The sequence below is a fragment of the Methylobacterium pseudosasicola genome, from assembly GCF_900114535.1.
GTDB lineage: Bacteria > Pseudomonadota > Alphaproteobacteria > Rhizobiales > Beijerinckiaceae > Methylobacterium > Methylobacterium pseudosasicola.
In genome coordinates this window covers 1-24,091 of the sequence record NZ_FOTK01000002.1, presented here as the reverse complement: position 1 = coordinate 24,091, position 24,091 = coordinate 1, and the positions used below count along the sequence as shown (strand labels likewise).

Annotated in this window: 22 protein-coding genes and 1 pseudogene; 10 read left to right on the top strand and 13 right to left on the bottom strand. The window is 69.6% G+C overall.

What is annotated here, in order from left to right:
• Positions 1-6: 6 nt before the first annotated feature.
• Together BM228_RS02265 and BM228_RS02260 are read right to left on the bottom strand one after the other, a co-directional pair.
• On the bottom strand, positions 7-423 hold the full coding sequence (locus BM228_RS02265; RefSeq protein WP_092036818.1) for an EVE domain-containing protein: 417 nt from the start codon (positions 421-423) through the stop codon (positions 7-9).
• 54 nt (positions 424-477) lie between these two features.
• The gene (locus tag BM228_RS02260; protein ID WP_092036816.1) at positions 478-2,046 is read right to left on the bottom strand and encodes an MFS transporter; all 1,569 of its coding nucleotides are present in this window, start codon (positions 2,044-2,046) and stop codon (positions 478-480) included.
• Positions 2,047-2,149: 103 nt separating this feature from the next.
• On the opposite strand from BM228_RS02260, the gene BM228_RS02255 reads away from it, so the two are divergent.
• The 4 genes from BM228_RS02255 to BM228_RS02240 all read left to right on the top strand — a co-directional run bounded on the left by BM228_RS02255 (position 2,150) and on the right by BM228_RS02240 (position 6,703).
• Positions 2,150-3,007 carry a LysR family transcriptional regulator gene (locus BM228_RS02255; RefSeq protein ID WP_092036814.1) on the top strand — a complete coding sequence of 286 codons (858 nt, stop codon included), beginning with the start codon at positions 2,150-2,152 and terminating at the stop codon, positions 3,005-3,007.
• 418 nt (positions 3,008-3,425) lie between these two features.
• Positions 3,426-3,773 (top strand): ArsR/SmtB family transcription factor, encoded by a 348-nt coding sequence (locus tag BM228_RS02250; protein ID WP_092036812.1) that lies wholly within the window; start codon positions 3,426-3,428, stop codon positions 3,771-3,773.
• A gap of 47 nt (positions 3,774-3,820) precedes the next feature.
• Entirely contained in the window at positions 3,821-5,530 is a 1,710-nt protein-coding gene (locus BM228_RS02245; protein WP_092036810.1) for an MFS transporter, read from the top strand.
• 15 nt (positions 5,531-5,545) lie between these two features.
• Positions 5,546-6,703, top strand: coding sequence for an SRPBCC domain-containing protein (locus BM228_RS02240; protein WP_092036808.1), 1,158 nt, complete (start codon positions 5,546-5,548; stop codon positions 6,701-6,703).
• 133 nt (positions 6,704-6,836) lie between these two features.
• On the opposite strand, the gene BM228_RS02235 is transcribed toward BM228_RS02240, so the two are convergent.
• The 6 genes from BM228_RS02235 to BM228_RS02210 form a co-directional block, all read right to left on the bottom strand.
• On the bottom strand, positions 6,837-7,829 hold the full coding sequence (locus tag BM228_RS02235) for an NAD(P)H-dependent glycerol-3-phosphate dehydrogenase (protein ID WP_092036806.1): 993 nt from the start codon (positions 7,827-7,829) through the stop codon (positions 6,837-6,839).
• Positions 7,826-8,680 carry a GNAT family N-acetyltransferase gene (locus BM228_RS02230; protein ID WP_092036804.1) on the bottom strand — a complete coding sequence of 285 codons (855 nt, stop codon included), beginning with the start codon at positions 8,678-8,680 and terminating at the stop codon, positions 7,826-7,828. Before BM228_RS02230 ends, BM228_RS02235 begins: the two co-directional genes overlap by 4 nt.
• Positions 8,677-9,738, bottom strand: a complete 1,062-nt coding sequence (gene tsaD / locus BM228_RS02225) for a tRNA (adenosine(37)-N6)-threonylcarbamoyltransferase complex transferase subunit TsaD (protein ID WP_092036802.1) — start codon at positions 9,736-9,738, stop codon at positions 8,677-8,679. Before tsaD ends, BM228_RS02230 begins: the two co-directional genes overlap by 4 nt.
• Before the next feature lie 106 nt (positions 9,739-9,844).
• Positions 9,845-10,054 (bottom strand): TOBE domain-containing protein, encoded by a 210-nt coding sequence (locus tag BM228_RS02220; protein ID WP_007558473.1) that lies wholly within the window; start codon positions 10,052-10,054, stop codon positions 9,845-9,847.
• Between the two features lie 197 nt (positions 10,055-10,251).
• Positions 10,252-10,596 (bottom strand): low molecular weight protein tyrosine phosphatase family protein, encoded by a 345-nt coding sequence (locus tag BM228_RS02215; protein ID WP_092036800.1) that lies wholly within the window; start codon positions 10,594-10,596, stop codon positions 10,252-10,254.
• The gene (locus BM228_RS02210; RefSeq protein ID WP_092036798.1) at positions 10,593-12,380 is read right to left on the bottom strand and encodes an ABC transporter ATP-binding protein; all 1,788 of its coding nucleotides are present in this window, start codon (positions 12,378-12,380) and stop codon (positions 10,593-10,595) included. Before BM228_RS02210 ends, BM228_RS02215 begins: the two co-directional genes overlap by 4 nt.
• Before the next feature lie 1,068 nt (positions 12,381-13,448).
• Between BM228_RS02210 and BM228_RS02205 the strand changes: the two genes are divergently transcribed.
• Positions 13,449-14,408, top strand: coding sequence for a helix-turn-helix domain-containing protein (locus BM228_RS02205; RefSeq protein ID WP_092036796.1), 960 nt, complete (start codon positions 13,449-13,451; stop codon positions 14,406-14,408).
• 471 nt (positions 14,409-14,879) lie between these two features.
• On the opposite strand, the gene BM228_RS02200 is transcribed toward BM228_RS02205, so the two are convergent.
• On the bottom strand, positions 14,880-15,239 hold the full coding sequence (locus BM228_RS02200) for a DUF2293 domain-containing protein (RefSeq protein WP_092036795.1): 360 nt from the start codon (positions 15,237-15,239) through the stop codon (positions 14,880-14,882).
• A 312-nt stretch (positions 15,240-15,551) separates the two neighbouring features.
• On the opposite strand from BM228_RS02200, the gene BM228_RS02195 reads away from it, so the two are divergent.
• Positions 15,552-15,821, top strand: coding sequence for a hypothetical protein (locus BM228_RS02195; protein ID WP_092036793.1), 270 nt, complete (start codon positions 15,552-15,554; stop codon positions 15,819-15,821).
• A gap of 107 nt (positions 15,822-15,928) precedes the next feature.
• Here BM228_RS02195 and rpsD read toward each other — a convergent pair whose 3' ends face one another.
• Positions 15,929-16,546 carry a 30S ribosomal protein S4 gene (gene rpsD / locus BM228_RS02190; RefSeq protein WP_007558459.1) on the bottom strand — a complete coding sequence of 206 codons (618 nt, stop codon included), beginning with the start codon at positions 16,544-16,546 and terminating at the stop codon, positions 15,929-15,931.
• 198 nt (positions 16,547-16,744) lie between these two features.
• On the opposite strand from rpsD, the gene BM228_RS02185 reads away from it, so the two are divergent.
• The 3 genes from BM228_RS02185 to BM228_RS02175 all read left to right on the top strand — a co-directional run bounded on the left by BM228_RS02185 (position 16,745) and on the right by BM228_RS02175 (position 18,418).
• Positions 16,745-17,242 (top strand): GNAT family N-acetyltransferase, encoded by a 498-nt coding sequence (locus tag BM228_RS02185; RefSeq protein WP_092037324.1) that lies wholly within the window; start codon positions 16,745-16,747, stop codon positions 17,240-17,242.
• Positions 17,243-17,292: 50 nt separating this feature from the next.
• Positions 17,293-17,988 carry a helix-turn-helix transcriptional regulator gene (locus BM228_RS02180; protein ID WP_092036792.1) on the top strand — a complete coding sequence of 232 codons (696 nt, stop codon included), beginning with the start codon at positions 17,293-17,295 and terminating at the stop codon, positions 17,986-17,988.
• A 64-nt stretch (positions 17,989-18,052) separates the two neighbouring features.
• Positions 18,053-18,418 carry a VOC family protein gene (locus tag BM228_RS02175; RefSeq protein WP_092036790.1) on the top strand — a complete coding sequence of 122 codons (366 nt, stop codon included), beginning with the start codon at positions 18,053-18,055 and terminating at the stop codon, positions 18,416-18,418.
• Positions 18,419-18,493: 75 nt separating this feature from the next.
• Here the strand turns inward: BM228_RS02175 and BM228_RS02170 are convergent, their stop codons facing one another.
• Positions 18,494-20,128, bottom strand: coding sequence for an alpha-D-glucose phosphate-specific phosphoglucomutase (locus BM228_RS02170; RefSeq protein ID WP_092036789.1), 1,635 nt, complete (start codon positions 20,126-20,128; stop codon positions 18,494-18,496).
• Positions 20,129-20,346: 218 nt separating this feature from the next.
• On the opposite strand from BM228_RS02170, the gene BM228_RS02165 reads away from it, so the two are divergent.
• Entirely contained in the window at positions 20,347-21,471 is a 1,125-nt protein-coding gene (locus BM228_RS02165; RefSeq protein ID WP_092036787.1) for an alpha/beta hydrolase, read from the top strand.
• Positions 21,472-21,514: 43 nt separating this feature from the next.
• Here the strand turns inward: BM228_RS02165 and scpA are convergent, their stop codons facing one another.
• Together scpA and BM228_RS34455 are read right to left on the bottom strand one after the other, a co-directional pair.
• Positions 21,515-23,680: a methylmalonyl-CoA mutase gene (gene scpA, locus BM228_RS02160; protein WP_092036785.1), complete on the bottom strand. Its 2,166-nt coding sequence runs from the start codon at positions 23,678-23,680 to the stop codon at positions 21,515-21,517.
• 123 nt (positions 23,681-23,803) lie between these two features.
• Positions 23,804-24,091, bottom strand: a pseudogene (locus BM228_RS34455) (hypothetical protein); the annotation flags it as partial.

Below are 24,091 nucleotides of genomic sequence, written 5' to 3'. Positions count from 1 at the left end.
GGGACGTTACGGGGCCTCGGCCAGGGCGCGGATGCGGTTCCATTCGGCCTCGGTGACCGGCTGCACCGACAGGCGGGAATTGTTGACCAGCACCATGTCGGCCAGCGCCGGATCGGCCTTGATCGCGTCCAGCGTCACCGGCCGGGGCAGGGGCTCGACGGCCTTCAGGTCGACCATGCCGAAGCGGCCGGTCTCGTCGGTGTGGTCGGGGTAATAGGGGCGGATCACCTCGACGATGCCGACCACCGCCTTGCCCTCGTTCGAGTGGTAGAAGAAGCCCCGGTCGCCGACCTGCATGGCCATCAGGTGCTTCTTGGCGAGGTGGTTGCGCACGCCGTTCCAGTGCGTCCCGGCCGCGCCGGCCTCGACCTGCTGGGCCCACGACCAGGTCGCGGGCTCGGATTTGAACAGCCAGTACGCCATCACGCCGTCTCTCGAGGGCCGCCCCGTCGCGGCGGCCCGCTCCCATAGCCCAGCTTAACCGGAAACGGACAGGCCGGAAGCGCCCCGGCCGAGCACGATCCGGCTGAGGCCCGCAAAAGCCCAGGCGCAGAGCCCGCCATAGAGCATCACCCACGCGAAGCCCCGGACCAACGCCTGCCGGGCGATCGACTCGGTGAGGTCCTGGGCCCCGGCCACGGCGAGATTGCCGGCGGCCACCGCCTCCGCGAGGGCGTCGAGCACCGTCCCCTGCGCCAGCGGGCCGAGGCCGGAGCGGACGCCCTGGAGCAGGATGAAGCCCATCAGGGCGATGTTGACGGCGAGCGACATCATCCGCGCGCTCATATCCATGCCCGAGGCCATCCCGGCGCGCTCCGGGAGCAGGGCGCCCGTGGCGGTGTTGGTGACCGGCGTGTTGGTGAGGCCGAGCCCGGTGCCGGCCAGGATGCAGCCGGGCAGCAGCGTCCCCCAGCTCGGCTGCGCGCCGATGGCGGCCAGCCGCATCAGCAGGAAGCCGGCGCCGATGGTGAACAGGCCGAGCGGGATGACCAGGCCCGGGCCGTCGCGCAGCAGAAGCCGCTCCGCCAGGGGCGGCACCACCAAGGTTGGGAGCGTGTAGGCCAGGAGCACGAGGCCGGCGCCCAGGCTGTCGTAGCCCAGCACCGCCTGGACGTAGATCGGCAGATAGATCACGAACGGCCAGAAGCTGAAATTCATCGCGCTCGATCCGAGCAGGGCCCCCGCGAAGCGGCGGTTCCGGAAGGCCTCGAAATCGAACATCGGCCGTGCCGCCCGGGTCTCGACGACGACGAACGCCACGAGGCTCGCGGCGCCGGCGAGCGCCAGCAGGCTCGCCGGATCGCCCCAGCGGAGCGGCTGCCCCCGGGTGATCAGGTAGACCAGGCTGAACACCGCGAGCGACAGCGTCGCGATGCCGGCACCGTCGACGCGCCTGGCCTGGGGATCGGAGGATTCGACGATGCCGGCCCGCGCCAGGCCGATTGTGACCAGCGCCAGCAGGACATGGACCCAAAAAACCCATTCCCAGCTCACGGCCGCAACGGTGATGCCGCCGATCAGCGGGCCGAAGCCGAGGCCGAAGCCGAACACGATCCCCCACCAGCCGAAGGCCGTCCCGCGCTCAGGCCCGTCCCGGAACTGGTGCGACAGGACCGCGGTCTGGCAGGCCAGCATCGCGGCGCCGCTCGCCCCCTGGAGGAACCGCGCCGCGATCAGCACCGGGGCGCTCGGTGCCAGGCCGCAGGCCAGGGAGGCCGCGCCGAACGCCGCCACGCCGATCAGGAAGACGCGCCGGCGCCCGAACCGGTCGGCCAGGGTCCCCATGGCCATCAGGGAGGTGGTCATGGCCACCGTGTAGGCGTTCATGATCCATTGGAGCTGCCGGAAATCCGCCCCCAGGGCCCACTCCAGGGTCGGCAGGATCGACGGGATGCTGGAGATCTCCAGTCCCAGCATCAAAGCGGACAGGCATAGGGCCGCCAGGGCCAGGCTATTTCCGGTTTTGCGATCGACGTGAACGCGACTCGGAGCTGCCCCGCCGAGCGGTTCCGGAAGATCTTTGAGGTGACCCAACTTGCTCGTCATGACTCCGCACCTTCGAGGGCGATACGAGGACGCGGCGGAGCCTGGCGCGCGCTTGATCACAACACAATCGAATGCCACTCTATTTCAGTGATGACGAAACTGGATGGTTCCGGTGCTCACCCTCGACGTCGATGCGGTTAGGACCTTCGTGACCGTGGCGGACCACAGGAGCTTCACCCGGGCCGCCGAGGCGCTCGGGGTGACGCAGGGCGCCGTCAGCGTGAAGCTGCGGCGGCTGGAGGACCGGCTCGGCCAGCGGCTGATCGAGCGCACGCCCCGTCAGGTCCGGCTCTCGGCGCAGGGCGAGATCTTCATCGGCTCGGCACGGGAATTCCTGGCCGCGCATGAGCGGGCGGTCGCGGGCCTCGCCGAACCGCGGCGCCGGTTCCGGCTCGGCATCGCCGCCCATGTCATGGGTCCGGAAGTGCCGGGCCTGCTCGCCCGGCTGAAATCCCTCGACCCGGCACTGGCGATCGAGGTGCTGCTCGACAATGCCCGCCCCCTGCTCGACGGGTTCGAGGCCGGCACGATCGACGCGGCGATCATCCGCAGCGACGACGACCGGCGCGACAGCGAGTTTTTGGGGCCAGAGCATTTCGGCTGGTTCGCGGCGCCGCATTTCGAGCACCGGGCCGGCGAGCCCCTGCGCCTGGCCGCGACCTCGCCCTGTTGCTCCATCCGGGACGTCGCCACGCAGTTGCTGGACCGGGCCGGCATCCCCTGGACGGAGGTGTTCGTCGGCGGCACCGCGGCGATCCGGGCGGCCCTGTCGGCGGGTCTGGCGGTCTCGGCCTTCCCGCGCCGGCTCGCCCCGCCCGACGTGATCGATGTCGGCGACGCGCTGCGCCTGCCGCCGATCCCCTCCCTCGCCCTCGTGCTGCACTCGTCCCTGACCGACCCGCGCAGCAAGGACGCGCTCCGGGCGATCACAGCGGCGTTCCGGGAGCACCGGAAAGGTTAGCGGCCGGAGCCTTCCCGCTTGAGGTGCGCGATTCACCGGCCCCTGAGAACCCAGAGCCTTAACCCAATCAGCTTGCCCGTAATGAAGTCCGCGGAGGGTGGATTTCCGCCGGTCCGCTTCCGAGCAAATAGGCGTGGAAGCGGACAACGTACCTTGCCTGATCATAGCCTCTCTCACCAGCCGAAGTCTCAGTTGGTGAACGGCGCCACCGCCCACGCGATGTCAGCCTTCAGATAGTCCCGTGTTCGTGCGATCCACTCAGCAAATGGCAACGGACGAAGTCCGTAGGGCCCACTCATCTCCTGCGCCTGCAGCGGGTACGGATGGTGATCGCGGGGACGATGGACGACTTGGCCTGCGCGCAGCCACCAAGCAATCATGCCTTGACATAAAACCAATCAGTTTATCATAATACCGTATGGTTCAGGTATCTGATACGACGCTGGACGCCTTGTTTCACGCCCTCGCCGACCCGACGCGTCGGGCGATCGTGCGGATGCTGGCCGAACGACCGCATGGGCTCGGCGAACTCGCACTGGTCTTCCCGATGTCGAGCGTCGCCGTCTCGAAGCATGTGAGGACCCTGGAGACCGCGGGGCTGGTGACGCGGCAGGTGCGAGGACGCTCGCATCTCTGCAGCCTCGAACCGATGGCCCTGCTCGCGGCTCACCGCTGGCTCCAGGCCTACGAGATCTTCTGGATCGAGCGCCTCGACGCGCTGGAGGGCCTGCTCGCCGAGATGAAGCGGGAGGCCGGCCCTTCCTGAGCCGGCGCCGTGCCCGAGACGGAACGATCAGAGGGGGGAGGATCACCATGGCCCAGACCGTCGCGGCCCCGCGTCCTGCCACGCGCGCCGAGCCGACATCCCGCGCGGTCGCGCTGACCGCGATCCCGGCGGAGCGGACCCGGGTCCGGCGGGTGATCCTGGCCTCGTCCCTCGGGGCGTTGTTCGAGGCCTACGACCTCGTCCTGTTCGGGCCGATGGCCGCCATCATCGCGCGGCAGTTTTTCTCAGGACTCGACGAGGCCTACGCCTATGTCTTCACCCTGCTTTCCGCCGCCGTAACCTTCCTCGCCCGGCCCTTCGGCGGGCTGATCTTCGGGCCCCTGGGCGACCGCGTCGGGCGGAAATACACCTTTCTCCTTACGATCGTGATCATGGGCGGCGCCACGGTGGCCATCGGCCTGCTGCCGTCCTACGCGGCCATCGGCGTCGCCTCGCCGGCCCTGCTCGTGAGCCTACGCATCGTGCAGGGCCTCGCCTTCGGCGGCGAGTTCGGAGGCGCGGTGACCTACATCGCCGAGCATGCACCGGCGAACCGGCGTGGCCTCGCGACGAGCGCCGTCGGCATCACCATGGCCTGCGGCCTCGTCCTCGCGATCCTTGTGGTGATCGCCTGCGAGAAGCTGCTGGGGAAGGCCGCCTTCGAGGCGTGGGGCTGGCGCATCCCCTTCCTGCTCTCGGCCGTGCTGATGCTGGTCTCGGTCTACATGCGGCTGAAACTGCAGGAATCCCCTCTCTTCCTGCGGATGCGCCGGGGCGGGGGCGGGTCGCGCCAGCCGGTGCGGGACGTCCTGGGACGATGGGCAAACCTGCGGGTCGTGCTCCTCGTGCTCTTCGGCCTCGTCGCCGGCCAATCGGTCGCCAGCGCGACGGGCTCCTACCCGATCTACCTGCTGATGCTGAACCTGAAGATCGATCCGTTCCTCCTGCACTACACGATCCTCGGCTCCAGCCTCGCCCTCGTCGCCGCCATGGTCGCGGCGGGCTGGCTCTCGGACCGGATCGGCCGCAAGCCGGTCATGCTGGCCGGCTTACTCGGCACGGCCTTGCTGGCGTGGCCGGTCTACGAGGGCGTGACGCGCGTCGCCCATCCGGACCTCGCGGCGGCGGTCGCGGCGAAGCCCCTTGTGGTCGCCGCCGATCCGGCCGGGTGCAGCCGTCAGTTCGACCCGTTCGGCGTCGCCCGGTTCGAGAGCTCCTGCGACCTCGCCCGCCGGGCCGTCGCCAAGCTCGGCGTGCCCTATGCGACGCGCGATCTGCCGGTCGGCAGTCCGGTGCGGATCGAGATCGGCGAGGCGAGCCTCGCCTCCTTCGACGGGACCGGGCTCGACAAGCCCACGCTCGGGGCGCGGACGGCGGATCTCGCCAAGGCCCTGGCGAGCGCCGTGGCGGCGGCGGGCTACCCCGCGAAGGCCGATCCGGCCAAGACGAACTTGGCTGGGCTGATCGCCCTGCTCAGCCTGCTCAACGTGTTCGTGGCCCTGGCCTCCGCTCCGCTCGCCGCCTGGATGATCGAGTTGTTCCCGACCCGCATCCGCAACACGGCCCTCTCCCTGCCCTACACCGTCGGGGGCTGGTTTGGCGGCTTCCTGCCGGCCATCGCCTTCTCCGCCTTCACGGCGACCGGGAACATCTATGCCGGCCTCTGGTACGCGCTCGTCGTCCTCGCCGTCGCCTTCCTCGTCTCGGCGCTGTGCCTGCCCGAGACGCGGGGCCGTGCCCTCGACGCCATCGCCTGACGGATCGCCCACGACATGTCCGACGCCCCGTCAGGTCCCCCGCGGATCGCCATCGCCCTGGTCAGGCAGCTCGATGCCGCCGCGGCCCTGGTGTTCGAGGCCTGCAGCGACCCACGCCGCCTTGCCCGCTGGCTCACGCCCGGGGCTGGCGAGGTCGGCGACGTGAGTTGCGACCTGAGGGTCGGCGGTCGCTTCAGCCTCGAAGGCTGCAACCCGGATGGGCGCGCCTACGCGGTCTCCGGGGAGTATCTGGAGATCGTACCGCTGCGGCGCCTCGCGATGACATGGCACTACGTCGGCGAGGGACCGCTCGCCGGTCCGCCGTCGCGGGTCGAGATCGATCTGCGGCCCCTCGGGGCCGACGTGACCGAGTTGACGCTCACTCACACGCAGCTCGACCGCCAGGAGATCGCCGACCGGTACCGGTCGGCATGGACGATCTGCCTGGAGCGCCTGCGCTGGAGCACCACGCCTCAACCCCACGGGGCCGTATTCGCGCCGCCGCTCGGAGCGATCAGCAACCTCTACGGTCCCCGTCACCGCGTCCTCCAGCAGGAATTCGAGACGGGCGACCTCGCGAACCGGCTGCGCAGCCTGTCGGTGACGAGTGAACTGAGCGCGTCTCAGCAGGCCTTCATCGCGCGGCAGGACATGGTCTTCGTCACCTCCGTCGACCACCGTGGCTTTCCGACCTGCTCGTACAAGGGGGGTGCGAGCGGCTTCGTGCGCGTGGCGAGCCCGCGCGTCATCGAGCTGCCGAGCTACGACGGCAACGGCATGTACCTCACTGTCGGCAACCTCGCGGCCAATCCGAAGCTCGGCCTCCTGTTCATCGACTTCGAGACGCCGCATCGCCTCCGCCTCCATGGCACGGCGCGGATCACCCGTGAGGCGATGGACCTGGAACGGCATCCCGGCGCCGAGTTGGTGATCAAGATCGACATCGCCGAGGTCTTCGTGAATTGCCCACGCTACATCCACCAGTACCGGCGGGAGGCGACGTCAGGCTTCGTGCCGGGCCAGGAGCGTGCGGGCGAGGTTCCGGCTTGGAAGAGGATCGATCTGTTCGCGGAAGTCCTGCCTGACCGTGATCGGCTCACCATCGATTCAAGCGGTTCCGAGACAATGACCCTGGCCGATTACCGCGCGCTGTTGGAGCGTGGGAAAACCTAAGCCTTCACGGGCACGGACCGCTGATCACGCCTCGCTTTCGTCCGTCCGGTTTCGGGATAGGCCTAAATGTTCTCGACCGTCTGCAACAGGTCGAAAGCAGCAACCTCATAATCAAGCTACGTAGACTCAGTCCCTAATCCGTCTCGCCGCGCAGCGGCCGGGCCAGCAGGCCGGCGATCACGTCCTCGACGCCGGCTTGGCCGGCCACGATCGCGGCCACGGCCTGGGCCACCGGCATCTCGATGCCGCGGGCCGCCGCGAGGCCGGCGAGCGCCGCGGCCGTGAAGGCGCCCTCGGCGAGCTTGCCGCCGGCGGCCTCCGCCGGGCTGGCGCCGGCGCCGAGGCGCTGGCCGAAGGCGAAGTTGCGCGATTGCGGCGAGGAGGCGGTGAGCACCAAGTCGCCGAGGCCCGAGAGGCCCATCAGGGTCTCGGGCCGGCCGCCGAAGGCCCGGGCGAAGCGCATCAGCTCGGCGAAGGCGCGGGCGATCAGGGCCGCCCGGGCACTCTCACCGAGGCCGCTTCCCGCCACGATCCCGCAGGCGATGGCCAGCACGTTCTTGCCGGCGCCGCCAATCTCGACGCCGCGCACGTCGTCGGTGTGGTAGAGCCGGAAGCTCGGACCCGAGAGCAGCGTGCTCAGCGCGGCGGCGAGGCCCGGATCGGCCGCCGCCAGGGTCACGGCGGTGGGCAGGCCGCGGGCGACGTCGGCCGCGAAGCTCGGGCCGGACAGGACCGCCACCGGCGTTCCCGGGGGCAGGACCTGCGCGGCCACTGCGCTCAAAAAGCTGTCGGTGCCGCGCTCGATCCCCTTGGCGCAGAGGATCACCGGCCCGGCCGAGGCCAGGGGATCGCGCAAGGCTTTCAGCACGCCGCGCACGGTCTGGGCCGGCACCACCAGCAGGGTCGCCCGGGCGCCCGCGAGCTTTTCGGACCGGGCGGTCGCGTGGATGCTTGCATGGAGCGGCACGCCCGGCAGGTAGCGCGGGTTTTCCCGCTCGGCCTGGAGCTTGGCGGCGGCCTCCGGGTCGCGCAGCCAGAGGGTCACGGGATGCCCGGCGCTGGCGGCGGCGTTGGCGAGCGCCGTCCCCCAGGCGCCGCCGCCGACGACGTTGATGGGTGCGCTCATGCCGAGATCTCCGCGGGTTCGAGCCGATAGAGCACGTGGCTGCGCAGCGGCCCCTCGGGCACCGCCGGATGCGCGAACGTCTCCGCCTGGACCATGCCGAGGCGCTCCATGACCGCCTGCGAGCGGCGATTGCCTGAGGCGGCATAGGCCACGACGCTGCGGATGCCGCAGCGCCCGGCGAGGTCGGCCAGCGTCAGCCGCGCGGCCCGTGTGGCGAGGCCCTGGCCCCAGGCATCCCGGGCGAGGCGCCAGCCGATCTCCACGGTCGCGCCGATCCGCTCGCCCCCCGGGAACGGCATGGCCCGCATGATCCGAAACGCGCCGACGAAGCCGACGAACCGGCTGTCCCACTCCAAAGCCCAGGGGCCGAACCCGTCCGCCACGAAGCGCCGGTCATAGCTGCCCGCCTCGGCGGCGCTCTCCGGCTCCGTCCGCAGCCGGGGGAAGAATTCCATCACCGCCGGGTCGGCGTTGAGCGCCGCGAACGGGGCCGTATCCGCCGGGCGCCAGCGGCGCAGCAGCAGGTCGCCGTCCCGGAGGCCGTCGGGCACCGGGGCGGTGGCGATCTTGCCGCGCCAGGCTAGAGACTGCCGGTTCAGCAGGGCGAGATCGGCGGTGCCGGCGAGCACCGCCTCGCCCAAAGCGATCGCGTGCTCCAGGCCATCGGCCGACATGGTGGCGTGGGCGGGCGGTTTGACGCTGTCGCGCCAGGGGCCGCCGCAGGCATTGTCGAGGAGGATGCGGGCGAAGCAATGGTCGAGATGGACCGGCCAGCCGGGCCGGGCGGCCTCGGGCAGGCGGCGCGCGACGAGATCCCGCCAGTGCGCGCGCCGATCCGCGGCCGCGCTCATCCGGCCGGGACCGCGTCCCGGGCCGGGTCGGCGGCGAGCGGCCAGCGGGGGCGGGCGGGCGCCGTCAGGTCGTCGACGAGCCCGAGGCGCAGCCGCTCCAGCCCGGCCCAGGCGATCATGGCGCCGTTGTCGCCGCAGAGCGGCAGGGGCGGGGCGACGAAGCCGAGGCCCGCCTCGCCGGCCAGCGCCGCCAGCGCCCGCCGGATCGCACCGTTGGCCGAGACGCCGCCCGCCGCCACCAGGGCGGTGGGCCGGCCGGCGACGCCCGAGAAGGCGCGCAGGGCCACCCGGGCGCGGTCCACCACCACGTCGACCACGGCGGCCTGGAAGCTGGCGCACAGGTCGGCGACGTCGCGCTCCGCCAGCGGCGCGATCCGCTCGGCCTCGATTCGCAGGGCGGTCTTGAGGCCCGAGAGGGAGAAATCGGCCTCGCGCCGGCCAAGCATCGGCCGGGGCAGGGCGAAGCGCTCGGGATCGCCCGATTCGGCCATGCGCTCGACCTCGGGGCCCCCGGGATAGCCGAGGCCCAGCAGCTTGGCCGCCTTGTCGAACGCCTCGCCGATGGCGTCGTCCACCGTCGAGCCGAGGCGCACGTAATCGCCGACCCCGCGCACGGCGACGAGCTGGGTGTGTCCGCCCGAGGCGAGCAGCAGCAGGTACGGGAAGGGGAGGTTGTCGGTCAGCCGCGCGGTCAGCGCGTGGGCCTCGAGATGGTTCACGGCGAGCAGCGGCTTGCGGGTGACCAGCGCCAGGGTCTTGGCGGTGACGAGGCCGACCAGCACGCCGCCGATCAGCCCGGGCCCGGCCGCCACCGCGATCCCGTCGAGGTCGGCGAATCCGATCCCGGCCTTGTCGAGGGCGCGGGCGATCAGCCGGTCGAGCACCTCGACATGGGCGCGGGCGGCGATCTCGGGCACGACGCCGCCATAGACGGCATGCTCGGCGATCTGGCTCAGCACCTCGTTGGCGCGGATCTGCCCGAGCCCGTCCTCATCGACGGACACCACCGCAGCGGCGGTCTCGTCGCAGGTGGTCTCGATGCCGAGCACGGTCTTCAACGGCCACTCCCTGGGTCAACGGACCTGCACGCCCGTGAGCCTGCCGTGCCGGGGGTAATCCGGGTGCCGGGCGGGTGCAAGGACCGCCCGGACGCCGAAAAGCCGCTCAGTCGACCGCGATCATCACGTCGGAGGCCTTCACCACCGCGTAGGCCGGGCCGCCGGCCACGAGCTTGAGCGAATCGACCGCCTCGTTGGTGATCGAGGCGGTGATCACCTGGCCGGGGCTGATCTCGATCTTCACATGGGCGGTGGTCGAGCCCTTGTCGACCGACACCACCGTGCCCTTGATGACGTTGCGCGCGCTGATCTTCATGCTGTGCCGCAAAGCTCCCTGGGCCGCACCGGGCGGCCTCCGGCGGTCTCCTACAACATGGCGCGGACAGGCGCGACCACCTCGGGGATGCATCGCCGGAGCGGAGGCCAGCCCGGTGCAGGCGCGGGCGCGGGCGCGCTCGGCGGCCCTCGCGCATCGGCCGTGTTCAGATCTCTGTGAGTGGGGCGCGAACGGTATCAAGCATCAGACCTCACCCGCTCGGTACGCAGGAACCGTCCGGCCCGCGCCTCGAGCAGGCGCACCAGCGCCGGCTCCATGAAGCCGTAGGCATCGGGGATGTCGAGGCAGACGAGACGGGCGCGGCGCAGGGCCGGGCCGAACCGCCGCATCAGCTTGCGCCGATGCGCGCGCTCCATGACCACGACAATCTCCGCCCAGGCGAGATGATCGGCCTCGACCGGCTCGTCGGCGTCGGGCGACACACCCGCGCTGGCCGTCTCGACCCCGGGGCGGCGCGCGAAAACCTGCTCCGCGGTCGGGCTGCGGGCGCGGGCCCGGCCGCAGACGAACAGGATCCTCACGCGCTCTCCGCCAGGACGGATTGCCGCTCGAACAGGGCCCGGTAGGCCCCGCCCGGGCGGCGCATCAGGGCGGCGTGGGGGCCGTCCTCGACGATGCGGCCGTGGTCGAACACGAGGATGCGGTCCAGCGCCTGCACGGTCGAGAGCCGGTGGGCGATGACGAGCGCGGTGCGCCCGTGCATCAGCCGCGCCATCGCCTCCTGCACCAGGGCCTCGGATTCCGAGTCGAGGCTCGAGGTCGCCTCGTCCAGGATCAGGATCGGCGCGTCCGCCAGGAAGGCGCGGGCCAGCGCCACCCGCTGGCGCTCGCCGCCCGAGAGCTTGACGCCGCGCTCGCCCACCAGCGTGGCGTAGCCCTTGGGCAGCCGCGCGATGAAGGCGTGCGCGTTGGCGAGCCGCGCCGCCCGCTCGATGTCCTCGGCCGAGGCGCCGGGCCGGGCATAGGCGATGTTCTCGGCCAGCGAGCGGTGGAACAGCACCGGCTCCTGGGGCACGATCGCGACCTGCGCCCGCAGGCTCGCCTGGCTCGCCGCCGCCACGTCCTGCCCGTCGATGGTCACCCGCCCGCCCGAGACATCGTAGAGCCGCTGGATCAGCTTGACGAAGGTGGTCTTGCCCGAACCCGAGCGGCCGACCAGACCGACCCGCTGGCCCGCCGGGATCGTCACCGACAGCCCGTCGTAGAGCGGGTGTCCGTGCGCGCCGTAATGGAAGCGCACGTCCTCGAAGCGGATCGTCCCGCCCGCGACCGCGAGCGGAACCGCGCCGGGCCGGTCGGCGACGCCGACGGGCTCGACCGCCAGGGCGACCAGCTCCTCCATCTCGTTGACCGCCCGCTGCAGGTGGTTGATGTGGCCGCCGATCTCGCGCAGGTAGCCGTGCACCACGAAGGTGGTGGTGAGCACGTAGGCGACGTCGCCCGGGCTCGCCTCCCCCCGCCACCACAGCCCCAGGGCGGTGGCGACGATGGCGGTGCGCAGCGCCAGCAGCAGCCCGAGCTGGCCGGTGCCGCTCCAGGTGATGATCATCCAGGTGCGGTGCGTGCGCCGCTGCCACTTGGCCAGGAGCCTGGCGAGGCGCGCCTCCTCCCGGCCCTCGGCGCCGAACGCCTTGACCACGGCGTTGTTGCCGATCGCGTCGCTCAGGGCGCCCCCAAGCCGGGTGTCGAGGGCGTTCGAGAGGGCGGCCGCGGGCGCGATGATCCGGGTCGACAGGAGGGCGGCCGCGCCGACATAGGCGGCGGCCCCGAGCGCCACCACCGCGCCGAGGATCGGCCAATGCAGGCCGAGCACGAGGGCGGTGCCCAGGAGCACGACCAGGGCCGGCAGCAGCGCCAGCAGCAGCGTGTCGTTGAGCCCGTCGAGGGCCCACATGCCGCGCGAGATCTTTCGGACGGTGGAGCCCGAGAAGGTGTTGGCGTGCCACTCGGTGGAGAAGCGCTGGACCCGGGCGAAGCCGTCCCGGGCCATGTCGCTCATGGTGTGCAGGGAGAGCGGCACGACGAGGCTCCAGGCGACGTGCCGCAGCAGCGCGGTCGCGAGGCCGAGCGCAGTCATCGCCAGGAAGGCGGGCAGGGCGGCCTCCAGGGCCGCCTGGCGTTCGGGCCCGGTCAACGCATCGACCAGCCGGCCCGCGTAGAGCGGCAGCATCACCTCCGCGAAGGTGGCCAGCGTGATGGTGCCGGAGACGCCGGCGACGAGGGGCCAGCGCCGGCGCCAGCCGTGGACGACGAAGGCGAGGACGCGCCGAAACGCGCCCGCCCGCCGGGGGGAGGACAGAGACATGCATAGGCCCGACGCACAGGCGTCGGCTCCGAGAGGCGCGGAGTCCGCATCGGAGATGACGCGGACCGGCGAGGTCAGACGGGAGGGGGGCTCAGGAGCGCCGGGGCCATGCGGCCGGGCGCGGACGGAAGGCGGCTAGCCGAGCTGGGCGGCGACGCCAGCGATTCCTACGGGGAGGACGGCATAGACGGTGTTCATGCGGCCTCCTCCTTCAAGCGAGCGCGACAGCGACGAGGCTAGGAGAACCGGACATGATTCGCAACGGCGGAATCCGGCTCGTTGCGATGACGGTTGAAGTGCGGGCGGATTGTCTGTTGGGGGTGGATTGCGGCCTGTCTGCTTTGGGGCGGCAATGCATGGAAGAGGACATCGTCGCCGAGCCCGCTCACGACCCGTTGCAGACGGGGAGAACGTCCGCTTGCAGGCTGCTCAATGAGGCAGGGACCTACAGCAGGGACGGATGGATTTGCGAAGGTCCGGTTCCGAGCGGCAAGCGTATCGTAATGGACCTTGCTGCTACGCCGGCGCACGACAACTCTTGGCGACCGGCGCCTGTCGCTTCTCATCTCGCGGACGGAGCGCCGCCCCAAATGCTTGCTCATGCGATCCGAGAAAGCGTGCGATCCGAATAGATGTGAATAGCATCACGTCTGCACCTCTGGACAGTGAGTGCTCGGCTTTGTGGTTCGCCGCCACCATACCAGCCGGCAAAAATGAGATGATCCGTCCCGAACAGTCGCCGACGGGAAAGGTATTATCGAGCCCGCTCGCCTCGTTACCCCCTTTAGGCCTAACCCGCCCCGGTAGCGGAGGACCATCGGCGCCCTCGGATAGATCTACAACTTTCCGTGATGTCCGCTCTGCAGTCGGCGATCAATAGTTGAAAAATAAACTTGAGCGATCAAGCCGGCGTCCAGCATGCGCCCTTAGAGCTTCTCGTCTCAATCCTAAGTTGCATTCGTTATTCATTGCAACCGGATTGTAAAAGAATTACGCCAAACAGCGATCAACTTGATTTCAAGAAAATATACCGACTTTCCGCAACGGTGATATGTAAAAGAATTACATATGGAAATATTATTCTCGACCGAGAGCCTTCATCCGGCAGACGGCTTAAAGGCTTGGCGGAAGGTCATGCTCGAACGTCTCGTCCCCATCGAGATCGAGCGCCTCGACGACCGGCCGTTCGCGTGCAAGATGGAATTCGCCAGCGTCGGTCCGCTCCGGATGAAGCGCCTCACACAGGGCGCTCTACGGAGCGAGATGATGCCCAATGCCGCGCGGCATCGCGACGGGGGTGGAACGGTCGCCACCATCTTTCTCCTTGCCGGTGCATTGACGTGCCAGCAGGATGGCCGGGAATCGGTGCAGCAGCCGGGCGACATTGTCGTGCTTGATCGTCGCCATGCTGTGGTGACGAGTAGCGCGGGGAGCCAAGCGCTGTTCCTCAAGCTGCCGCGCGAGCGACTGGAGGGCATACTCGGGCCCTCGCGGCTCTACACGTCGCTAACGATGGGGGCGGATCTCGCTTCCACTATCCTGGTGACCAACTTCTTCCATGATCTGATCCGGGTGCGTCGTCAGCTTACGCCTGATGCGGCCGACCGCATGGCGTTGATCGGCGCAGACCTGATCGTCGCCAACATCGCCGAGCGGCTGGCGCGCGCCGTGCCTAGACCGCTTCACGGCACCGTGGTGGTCCAGCGCGCCAAGGCCTATGTTGAGGACCACCTCGCCGATCTGACTCTCGATCCGCCCCAGTTGGCCGCCGCGGTCGGCGTGTCGCTGCGCCGGCTTCAGGAGCTGTTCCACGAGCGTGACCAGCACATCTCCGATTGGATCTGGGGGCGCCGGCTGGAGGTCGCAGCTAAGCGCCTGTGCGACCCGGGCTTCGCCCATCTGTCGATCGGCGTCCTGGCCTACGGAAGCGGCTTCGGCAGCCAGCCTCATTTCTCCAAGCGCTTCAAGGATCGCTTCAGCGTGACCCCGCGCGAGTACCGGCAAGCAGCCCTGATCGGCGCTCCGTAGACGGCCATGACTGTGCATCGACACCAAAGCTTGACACCGGAATAAATGCAACTCGACCTTTGATCAAAATGCAGAAATTGACGTTGAAGTGGGTCTCGATCGGCGCCGATCGAGACCCACCTCGCGATCAAAACCAATGTTCATTTCAAAAACTTAAGACGATTTGCGAAGCTTCGATACCGATCCACATTCATTCGGGAGCGGCATGGGCGCGACCCGTTTCGGCTCACACCAATCGCTCCCATCAGACCGCTACCGGCTTGGAGATGGCGATGTCCGCTTCGAAGCAATCACACTGATGGCGGCAGGGTCTTAATTGGGTCGAAAGCAGCTCCTCCAAAACACACCGTTCTCGTAATCCGCGACAGCGTGCCGGCGACGGGTGCCCGGCTGTCGGACGGCATCGTCGCGCGTGAGCCAAACCTGGCTTTCCCATTCCCCCATCCCGCCCCCCGCCACCGGGACGAAACGCTAACCCGGCGCGTCCTCCGGATCGGTCTCCGCCTCCTCCTCGGGGATCGGCGCGGCGCCCCAGGCGGTCAGCGTCGCGTTGAGGTCGTCGAGGACGAAGTGCCGGGCGCTGTCGCGGTCGTAGCCCTCGTCCAGGAGGTCGTCGTAATCGGTGAAGACGTGGCGGGCATAGGCCACCAGGGCGAGGCGCGCGGCGGTCTCGGGGGCGGCGCCGCGCAGGCCCGGGCTCGCCAGCGCCCGGTCGAGGGTGGCGTCGGCCTCGAAGGCGGGCAGGCGCGGGGCGAGGCGGGCGAGCGCCGCGGCCACGGCCTCCCGGCGATTCCGGGGCGGGGGCAAGGGAAGCTTCTCCGGGCCGCTCATCGGGGGGCCTCCGGCCCAGAGCGCGCGCCGCCGAAGTGGATCCCGGTTCGGCGCAAGCGCGCGCGCTCCATCGAGGATTGAGAGCTGAGCCGGATTGCAACGCGACCGAGCTCGGCTCCAGGGACCATGATTTTGCCGCCGCGGTCGGCTAGAGCGCTCGCCGCCGAACCGGATGCCGGCTCGGAGCGCATCGCCGCATCACAACAAAGGCTTAGGGTCGCACGCAATTGCAACGCGATCGGATGCGGCTCTAAGGTTATCGACAGTTGAGGCGGGATCGTCAAACAGCCCGCCGACGGGGAGATCAGGTCCATGGCAACGATCCGTCACGCGGTGATCCTGGGCGTCCTGCTCGGGGCGGCGCCGGCCCTGGCCCAGAGCCCGACACCGGACGGCACCCGCCTCGGCCGCCGGGTCACGGCCACCGGGCAGACCAAGCCGCCGAGTCCGGCCGTCACCGGCGCCCCCCGCCCCGTCAACGAGGTCGAGATGATCAAGGCGCAGAAGGCCGCGGAAGCCCGCTCCAAGGCCTGGGACAGCAAGATGCGCCACACGATGGGCACGATCTGCAACGGCTGCTGAGCCCGATACGGAAAGGGGCCGCCCCTGCGGGCAGCCCCTTTTTTGTCCGTCGACGTTCCGAAACACACCCCGCGGGCTCGGCCCCGGGGTGTGATCCCAGAAAAAGATCAGCGGGAGTAGAACTCGATGACGAGGTTCGGCTCCATCTGCACCGGGTAGGGCACCTCGGACAGGCTGGGGATGCGGGTGACGCGGGCGGTCATCTTGGCGTGGTCGGCCTCGATGTAGTCCGGCACGTCGCGCTCGGGGAGCTGGGTCGCCACGATGACGATCTCGAGCTGGCGGGACGATTCCTTGACCTCGATGAGATCGCCGGCCTTCACCTGGTAGCTCGGGATGTTGACCCGCACGCCGTTGACCTTGACGTGACCGTGGTTGACGAACTGGCGCGCCGCGAACGGGGTCGCCACGAACTTCGCCCGGTACACCACGGCGTCCAGGCGCCGCTCGAGCAGGCCGACCAGGTTCTCGCCGGAATCGCCGCGCAGGCGGATCGCCTCGGCGTAGTAGCGGCGGAACTGCTTCTCGGTGATGTTGCCGTAATAGCCCTTGAGCTTCTGCTTGGCGCGCAGCTGCGTGCCGAAGTCGCTCATCTTGCCCTTGCGGCGCTGGCCGTGCTGGCCGGGGCCGTATTCGCGGCGGTTGACGGGGCTCTTCGGGCGGCCCCAGATGTTCTGGCCCATGCGGCGGTCGAGCTTGTGCTTCGCCTGAATCCGCTTCGACATTGTTTCGCGTCCTCTCGTGACCGAGATTGAGGAACGCGCCCTCCTTTTCCCGGACGCTGGAGGCCGGGACGACAGGGCGGGAGGATCCCGCCCACGGGTGCGCGTGAAAACGCGACGGGGCCCCGTGCGGAGCCCCATCGACGGCCGGGTCTTTAGGGGATGGACCCGCCCGGGTCAACCACAGGAGGTTTTTTGGGGGTGGCCGAGACAGTTGGGATCCGGCGCGGAGAGCCGGCGGACGCGGCGGCGATCCGGGCGCTGGTGGAGGCGGCCTACGCCCAATGGATCCCGCTGATCGGCCGCCTGCCGACGCCGATGCAGGCCGACTATGCGCAGGCCGTGCGGCACCACCGGTTCGACCTGCTGCAATCCGGCGAAGAATTGGCCGCGCTGATCGAGACTCTGCGCAGAGACGACGATCTGCTGATCGTCAACGTCGCTGTCCATCCGAGTTATCAAGGTCGCGGCTTCGGCACCGAGCTCCTGACCCACGCCGAGTCGATCGCCGCCGAGGCCGGCCTGCCGCAGTTGCGCCTCTACACGAATAAAAAATACACGGCGAACCTGCGCCTCTACGCCGCCCTCGGTTACCGGGTGGAACGCGAGGAGCTGTATGCCGGCCCTGGCCGGACGCTCGACGACGACATCACCGTGCACATGGTCAAGGACCTCGGCCCGGGACAGCACCGGGCCTGACTAACCGATGCTGTCATTCGATGGCAGCGATGCGGGTGTAGACACGCCCGATGTCCCGCTCGGAACGCCTGTTCGATCTGCTCCACGTCCTGCGGCGGCACCGGCGCCCGGTCAGCGGGCGCGTGCTGGCGGAGGCGATCGGCGTGAGCCTGCGCACCCTCTACCGGGATATCGCGAGCCTCCAGGCGATGGGCGCGTCCATCGAAGGGGAGCCCGGACTCGGCTACGTCCTGAAGCCGGGCTTTCTGCTGCCGCCGCTGATGTTCAGCCCGGAGGAGATCGAGGCGCTGGTCCTGGGTTCCCGCTGGGTCGCCGACCGCGCCGACGACCGGCTGAGCGGCGCGGCCCGGAGCGCGCTCGCCCGGATCGGCGCGGTCCTGCCCGACGACCTGCGCGAGACCTTCGAGAGTGCGGCGCTGCTGGTCGGCCCCGGCACGTCCCCTCCGACTGAGACGGTCGATCCCGCGCTGCTGCGCAGGGCGATCCGCACCGAGCGCAAGCTGATGCTCCGCTACCGCGACGGGGCGGGTGCGGTGTCCGAGCGGATCGTCTGGCCGTTCGCGCTGGCGTTCTTCGACGCCGCCCGCATCCTGCTGGGCTGGTGCGAGCTGCGCCAGGGCTTCCGGCATTTCCGCACCGACCGGATCGCCGCCGCGGAGCTGCTGGATTCCCGCTACCCGAAGCGCCGGCAGGCCCTGCTCAAGGACTGGCGGCAGGTCGAGGGGATCACTGATCCCGCTGCTTGATGCTGCCGGAATCTGGCAGCTACGCCGGATACCGAGGTTGCGCCCTCACCGACAGGAGCGACCGATGACTGAGCCCAGCAACATCCTTCTCTACGTCACCGACCCGGAGGCCAGCGCGCGCCTCTACGCGCGCCTGCTCGGCCGGGAGCCGGTCGAGGCGAGCCCGACCTTCGTCCTGTTCGCGCTGCCCTCGGGGCTGGCGCTGAGCCTCTGGGTGCGAAACGATGTCGTGCCGGCCCCCACGCAAGCGGGCGGCGGCGGCGAGATCGGCTTCCGGGTCGACACGGCCGCACGCGTGGACGCGATCCACGCCGACTGGCAGGCCAAGGGGGCGGAGATCCTTCTGAAGCCCACCGATCTCGAGTTCGGCCGGAGCTTCGTCGCCGTCGATCCGGACGGGCACCGGTTGCGGGTCTATGCGCGCGCCTAGGATCAATGAGCGCTGCCATCGGGCTCCGCTCCGATACCCCGCCAAAGGGCTGAGCCCTTTGGAAACCCGAACCGGTCAGGTCACCACGCTCGGCTCGGCCCGGCCGGTGCGGGGCTCGATCTCCGCGATGGCGCGGGCGGCCGCCACGACCGGGGCCAGCACCTCGGCGACGGGGCGGTCGAGTCGGGCCGGATCGGCCTCGTAGCGCTCCAGATAGACCCGGAGCGTCGCACCGGCGGTGCCGGTGCCCGAGAGGCGGAAGACCACGCGGGCATCCTCGGCGAAGCTGATCCGGATGCCCTGGCGCTCGGTCAGCGAGCCGTCGACGGGATCGCGATAGGCGAACTCGTCCGCTGTCGAGACCGTGAGGTCGCCGAGCCGCGTGCCCGGCAGCCCGGCGAGCTTTTCGCGCAAAGCCGCCATCAGGCCGTTGGCGGCGTCGGACTCGACCTCCTCGTAATCGTGGCGGGCGTAGTAGTCGCGCCCGTGGGTCCGCCAATGCGCCCGCACCAGCGCGTCGGCGCGCTCGCCGGTGGCGGCCAGGATGTTGAGCCAGAGCAGCACCGCCCAGAGCCCGTCCTTCTCGCGCACGTGGTTCGAGCCGGTGCCGGCGCTCTCCTCGCCGCACAGGGTGATCAGCCCGGCATCGAGCAGGTTCCCAAAAAACTTCCAGCCGGTGGGCGTCTCGTAGGCCTTGATGCCGAGGGCGGCCGCGACCCGGTCGGCGGCGCGGCTCGTGGGCATCGACCGGGCGATGCCGGCCAGCCCGCCCGCATAGCCCGGGGCTCGGTGGGCATGGGCGGCGAGCAGGGCGAGGCTGTCGCTCGGCGTCACGAACAGGCCCGGGGCCACGATCATGTTGCGGTCGCCGTCGCCGTCCGACGCCGCGCCGAAATCGGGGGCGTCCGGCCCCTGCATCAGGTCGAACAGGTCGTGGCAATGGACCGGGTTCGGGTCCGGGTGATGGCCGCCGAAATCTTCTTTCGGGATCGCGTTGACCACCGTGCCGGCGGGCGCGCCGAGCATCCCCTCCAAGATCGCGGTGGCGTAGGGGCCGGTGACCGCGCTCATCGCGTCGAAGCGCATGCGGAAGCCCGAGGCGAACAGGCGCGACACCGCATCGAAGTCGATCAGCGTGCGCATCAGCTCGGCGTAGTCGGCTACCGGGTCGATGACCGCGACCGTCATGGCGCCGAGCCGGGTCTCGCCCAGGGTGTCGAGGTCGAGATCCGGAGCCTCGACCAGGCTGTAGCGGGTTAGCGCCTTGGCCCGCTCGAAGATCGCGTTGGTGACGGTCTCGGGCGCCGGGCCGCCATTGGCCGCGTTGAACTTGATGCCGAAATCCCCGTCCGGGCCGCCCGGATTGTGGCTCGCCGACAGGACGATGCCGCCGATCGCCCGGGATTTGCGGATCACGCAGGAGGCCGCCGGAGTCGAGAGCAAGCCGCCGCGCCCGACCAGCACCCGGCCGAACCCGTTGCCGGCGGCGAGCCGGAGGGTCTTCTGCACCACCTCGCGGTTGAGGAAGCGCCCGTCGCCGCCGAGCACCAGGGTGGCGCCCGCCTTGTCGGGCAGGGTGTCGAAGATCGCCTGGACGAAGTTCTCGACGTAGTTTGGCTGCCGGAACACCGGCACCTTCTTGCGCAGCCCGGAGGTGCCCGGCTTCTGGTCGGGGAAGGGCGTGGTGTCGACGGTCGTCGGAGTCGTCATGGACGGGCGTCTCCCTGGATCTGCCGCCTCAATGCCTGCCCGGGGACCCGGCGTCACCCGTGCAGCGCACAATCGCGGCGGCTTTGTCACAGCGGTTTAAACCGAACGGACGACGAAACCGGTTCCTCGTGTGTCGATCCGGTTCACCAGCGGTTGCGCCCGCTCGGTCGCGACGGTTGTATCGCCGGACCCGCCAGATAAGGCGGCCGGGAGGATACATGTCGGACGGACCATCGCAGACGCGCCCGCGCCAGGGCAGGACACGACCGGAGACCGGATTGCCGCGGCGACAGATGTTCGGAGCGCTCGCGGCGGCGGGCCTCGCCAGCACCCTGCCACCCTCCGCCGCGACGGCCGCACCGTCGGCCCGGCTGCAGACGGAGGAATTCCGCCTGCCGTGGAGCGAGCCGGGCATCGACATCTACGTGCGCAACAAGCACCCGGCCGGCACGGACCGGTTCCCGGGCGACCGGATCCTGCTGTTCGTGCACGGCTCCACCTACCCGGCCTCCACGGCCTTCGACCTGCCGCTCGGCGGGATGTCGGCGATGGACTACTTCGCCGGCCAGGGTTTCGACGTCTACCTCGTGGACCTGCCGGGCTACGGGCGATCCGGGCGCCCGGCGCCGATGAGCGCGCCGGCCGCCGACAACCCGCCGTTCATGCGCACGCCGGACGCGGCCAAGGTGGTGGGGCAGGTCGTCGACTTCATCCTGAAGCGGCGCAGCGTCGAGAAGATCGACCTGATGGGCTGGTCCTGGGGGACCTCGACCATGGGGCTCTACACCAGCACCCACAACGACCGGGTCAACCGGCTGGTCCTCTACGCGCCGCAATGGCTGGCGCGCACGCCGGCCCTGATGAGCGGCGGTCCCGGGCCGCTGGGCGCCTATCGCAGCGTCAGCCGGGACAGCGCCAAGGCGCGCTGGCTCACCGGCGTACCCGAGGACAAGCAGGCCGACCTGATCCCGCCGGGCTGGTTCGACCAGTGGGCCGACGCGACCTTCGCCAGCGATCCGGTCGGCGCCCGGCAAACGCCGCCGGTGCTGCGCGCACCGAACGGCACCGTGGCCGACAAGGACGCGTACTGGGCGGCGGGCAAGCCGCTCTACGACCCGGGCGACATCCGCGTGCCCGTGCTGCTCATCCACGCCGAGTGGGACGCGGATCTGCCGAGCTACCAGGCGCAGGAATATTTCACCAAGCTCACGCACGCCCCCTACAAGCGCTTCATCGAGCTCGGGGAGGGCACGCATACGGTGATGATGGAGAAGAACCGCATGCAGTTCCTCCACGCGGTCGCCGCCTTCCTCACGGAGGCCGACCCGCAGGCGTTGAACTGAGCGTCGCCCCGTCTCCCCACCATCGGGGAGACGGGACCCGACCCTACTCCGCCGCCTGGCGCGCCGCGTAGCCCAGCCGCTCGTTCAGGGCGCGGATCAGCTTGACCGCGGCCTCGGCGATCACCGTGCCGGGCGGGAAGATCGCCGAGGCGCCCGCCGCCACCAGGGCGTCGTAATCGCCTGGCGGGATCACGCCGCCGATGGCGATCATCACGTCGTCGCGGCCCTGCTCGGTGAGCGCCGCCTTCAGCTCCGGCACCAGGGTGAGGTGACCGGCCGCGAGCGACGAGACGCCGACGATGTGCACGTCGTTCTCCACCGCCTGCCGGGCCGCCTCGGCCGGGGTGGCGAAGAGCGGCCCGATATCCACGTCGAAGCCGAGATCGGCAAACGCCGAGGCGATGACCTTCTGGCCGCGGTCGTGCCCGTCCTGACCCATCTTGGCGACCAGGATGCGCGGCCGGCGGCCATCGTTCTCCTCGAACGCCTCGACCAGCGCCCGGACTTCCTCGACCACTGGCGACATGCCCCCAACCTCGCGCTTATAGACGCCGGAGATCGAGCGGATCTCGGCGCGGTGCCGGCCCCAGGCCTTCTCCAGGGCCTCGGAAATCTCGCCCACGGTGGCCTTGGCACGCGCGGCGTCGACGGCCAGCGCCAGCAGGTTCTCGTTGGTGTCGGCGGCCTTGGTCAGCGCCTCGAGCCGGGCCGTGACGGCGGCCTCGTCGCGCTCGGAGCGCAGGCGCTTGAGCTTGTCGATCTGGAGGCGGCGGACATTGCCGTTGTCGACCCGCAGGAGGTCGATGGCCATGTCGTCGTCGGCCTTGAACTTGTTGATGCCCACGATCGTCTGCCGGCCGGAATCGATCCGGGCCTGGGCCCGGGCGGCGGCCTCCTCGATCCGCAGCTTGGGGATGCCGGCCTCGATGGCCTTGGCCATGCCGCCGAGCTGGTCGACCTCGCGGATATGCTCCCAGGCCCGGGCCACGATGTCGGCAGTGAGTTTTTCGACGTAGTAGGAACCGCCCCACGGGTCGACGATCCGGCTGGTGCCGCTCTCCTGCTGCAGGAACAGCTGGGTGTTGCGGGCGATCCGGGCGGAGAAGTCGGTGGGGAGCGCCAGCGCCTCGTCGAGGGCATTGGTGTGCAGGGATTGCGTGCCGCCCTGCGTCGCCGCCATCGCCTCGATGTTGGTGCGGGTGACGTTGTTGAACACGTCCTGGGCGGTGAGGGACCAGCCCGAGGTCTGGGAGTGGGTGCGCAGGGCCAGGGATTTGTCGGACTTCGGATCGAACCCCTTCACCAGCTTCGCCCAGATCAGGCGCGCGGCCCGCATCTTGGCGATCTCCATGAAGAAATTGGTCGAGATCGCCCAGAAGAACGACAGGCGCGGGGCGAACTGGTCGATGGTCAGGCCGGCGGCGAGACCGGCCTTGATGTACTCGACGCCATCGGCCAGCGTGTAGGCGAGCTCCAGGTCGTTCGTCGCCCCGGCTTCCTGCATGTGGTAGCCAGAGATCGAGATCGAGTTGAACTTCGGCATATTTTTAGAAGTATAGGCAAAAATGTCGGAAATAATCCGCATCGATCCCTTGGGTGGATAGATGTAGGTGTTGCGGACCATGAACTCCTTGAGAATGTCGTTCTGGATCGTGCCGGCGAGTTTCTGCGGCGGCACGCCCTGTTCTTCCGCGGCGACGATGTAGAGGGCGAGGATCGGCAGCACCGCGCCGTTCATCGTCATCGACACGGTCATCTCGTCGAGCGGGATGCCGGAGAACAGCGTCCGCATGTCGTAGATCGAGTCGATCGCCACGCCGGCCATGCCGACATCGCCGGAGACCCGCGGGTGGTCGGAATCGTAGCCGCGGTGGGTGGCGAGATCGAAGGCCACCGACAGGCCCTTCTGGCCGGCCGCGAGGTTGCGCCGGTAGAACGCATTCGAATCCTCGGCCGTGGAGAAGCCGGCATATTGCCGGATCGTCCAAGGCTGGGTCACGTACATGGTCGGGTAGGGGCCGCGCAGGAACGGCGCGATGCCGGGGTAGGTGTCGAGGAACTCGATGCCCTCCCGGTCCTCCGGCCCGTACCGGCCCTTCACCGGAATGCCCTCCGGGGTCATCCAGGGTTCACCGAGGGCCGGCGATGCCACCGCGAGCGGCTCGCCGGTCCAGGGAATCTCGGCGAAGTTCGGGATGCGGGTGGTCATGGCGGTGACTCGTTATGGCGTTTGTCACGCCATTATAGAGACGCGCCGGGGGCGGGCTACTCCCCCCAGGTCTATCATGCGCAATCGGAAGTCCCGGATTCGAAAGGTCCGGGACCAGCCCTTTTAAGGTGTTTGGCTGTTGAGGATCCTTGCGGTTGCGACGTGACCTCTGCTGGCGCGCTTAGGTTCTGCCGCGGGGTCTTTGGGTTTTCGCCTGCCGACCGTCACGCGCCCGGGGTCGATCCTGCGGGCCAAGCTCAGCAGGCGCGCGGCCAGGGCCGGTGGGTCGGTCGCACCGCAGGCCGTCCAGTGCTCAGGGGGCAGAGCGATCAGCAGCCCCTCGTAGCCGCCGCGGATCTGTAGGACGAGGTGATACAAGGACACCTTGGGGGCCGCCCCCGCGGCGGAGGT

What these genes read in the sequence shown, in the direction of transcription:
- BM228_RS02265 (WP_092036818.1), bottom strand. Translation starts at nt 423, where the DNA reads ATGGCGTACTGGCTGTTCAAATCCGAGCCCGCGACCTGGTCGTGGGCC.
- BM228_RS02260 (WP_092036816.1), bottom strand. Translation starts at nt 2,046, where the DNA reads ATGACGAGCAAGTTGGGTCACCTCAAAGATCTTCCGGAACCGCTCGGC.
- BM228_RS02255 (WP_092036814.1), top strand. Translation starts at nt 2,150, where the DNA reads ATGGTTCCGGTGCTCACCCTCGACGTCGATGCGGTTAGGACCTTCGTG.
- BM228_RS02250 (WP_092036812.1), top strand. Translation starts at nt 3,426, where the DNA reads ATGGTTCAGGTATCTGATACGACGCTGGACGCCTTGTTTCACGCCCTC.
- BM228_RS02245 (WP_092036810.1), top strand. Translation starts at nt 3,821, where the DNA reads ATGGCCCAGACCGTCGCGGCCCCGCGTCCTGCCACGCGCGCCGAGCCG.
- BM228_RS02240 (WP_092036808.1), top strand. Translation starts at nt 5,546, where the DNA reads ATGTCCGACGCCCCGTCAGGTCCCCCGCGGATCGCCATCGCCCTGGTC.
- BM228_RS02235 (WP_092036806.1), bottom strand. Translation starts at nt 7,829, where the DNA reads ATGAGCGCACCCATCAACGTCGTCGGCGGCGGCGCCTGGGGGACGGCG.
- BM228_RS02230 (WP_092036804.1), bottom strand. Translation starts at nt 8,680, where the DNA reads ATGAGCGCGGCCGCGGATCGGCGCGCGCACTGGCGGGATCTCGTCGCG.
- BM228_RS02220 (WP_007558473.1), bottom strand. Translation starts at nt 10,054, where the DNA reads ATGAAGATCAGCGCGCGCAACGTCATCAAGGGCACGGTGGTGTCGGTC.
- BM228_RS02210 (WP_092036798.1), bottom strand. Translation starts at nt 12,380, where the DNA reads ATGTCTCTGTCCTCCCCCCGGCGGGCGGGCGCGTTTCGGCGCGTCCTC.
- BM228_RS02205 (WP_092036796.1), top strand. Translation starts at nt 13,449, where the DNA reads ATGGAAATATTATTCTCGACCGAGAGCCTTCATCCGGCAGACGGCTTA.
- BM228_RS02200 (WP_092036795.1), bottom strand. Translation starts at nt 15,239, where the DNA reads ATGAGCGGCCCGGAGAAGCTTCCCTTGCCCCCGCCCCGGAATCGCCGG.
- BM228_RS02195 (WP_092036793.1), top strand. Translation starts at nt 15,552, where the DNA reads ATGGCAACGATCCGTCACGCGGTGATCCTGGGCGTCCTGCTCGGGGCG.
- rpsD (WP_007558459.1), bottom strand. Translation starts at nt 16,546, where the DNA reads ATGTCGAAGCGGATTCAGGCGAAGCACAAGCTCGACCGCCGCATGGGC.
- BM228_RS02180 (WP_092036792.1), top strand. Translation starts at nt 17,293, where the DNA reads ATGTCCCGCTCGGAACGCCTGTTCGATCTGCTCCACGTCCTGCGGCGG.
- BM228_RS02175 (WP_092036790.1), top strand. Translation starts at nt 18,053, where the DNA reads ATGACTGAGCCCAGCAACATCCTTCTCTACGTCACCGACCCGGAGGCC.
- BM228_RS02170 (WP_092036789.1), bottom strand. Translation starts at nt 20,128, where the DNA reads ATGACGACTCCGACGACCGTCGACACCACGCCCTTCCCCGACCAGAAG.
- BM228_RS02165 (WP_092036787.1), top strand. Translation starts at nt 20,347, where the DNA reads ATGTCGGACGGACCATCGCAGACGCGCCCGCGCCAGGGCAGGACACGA.
- scpA (WP_092036785.1), bottom strand. Translation starts at nt 23,680, where the DNA reads ATGACCACCCGCATCCCGAACTTCGCCGAGATTCCCTGGACCGGCGAG.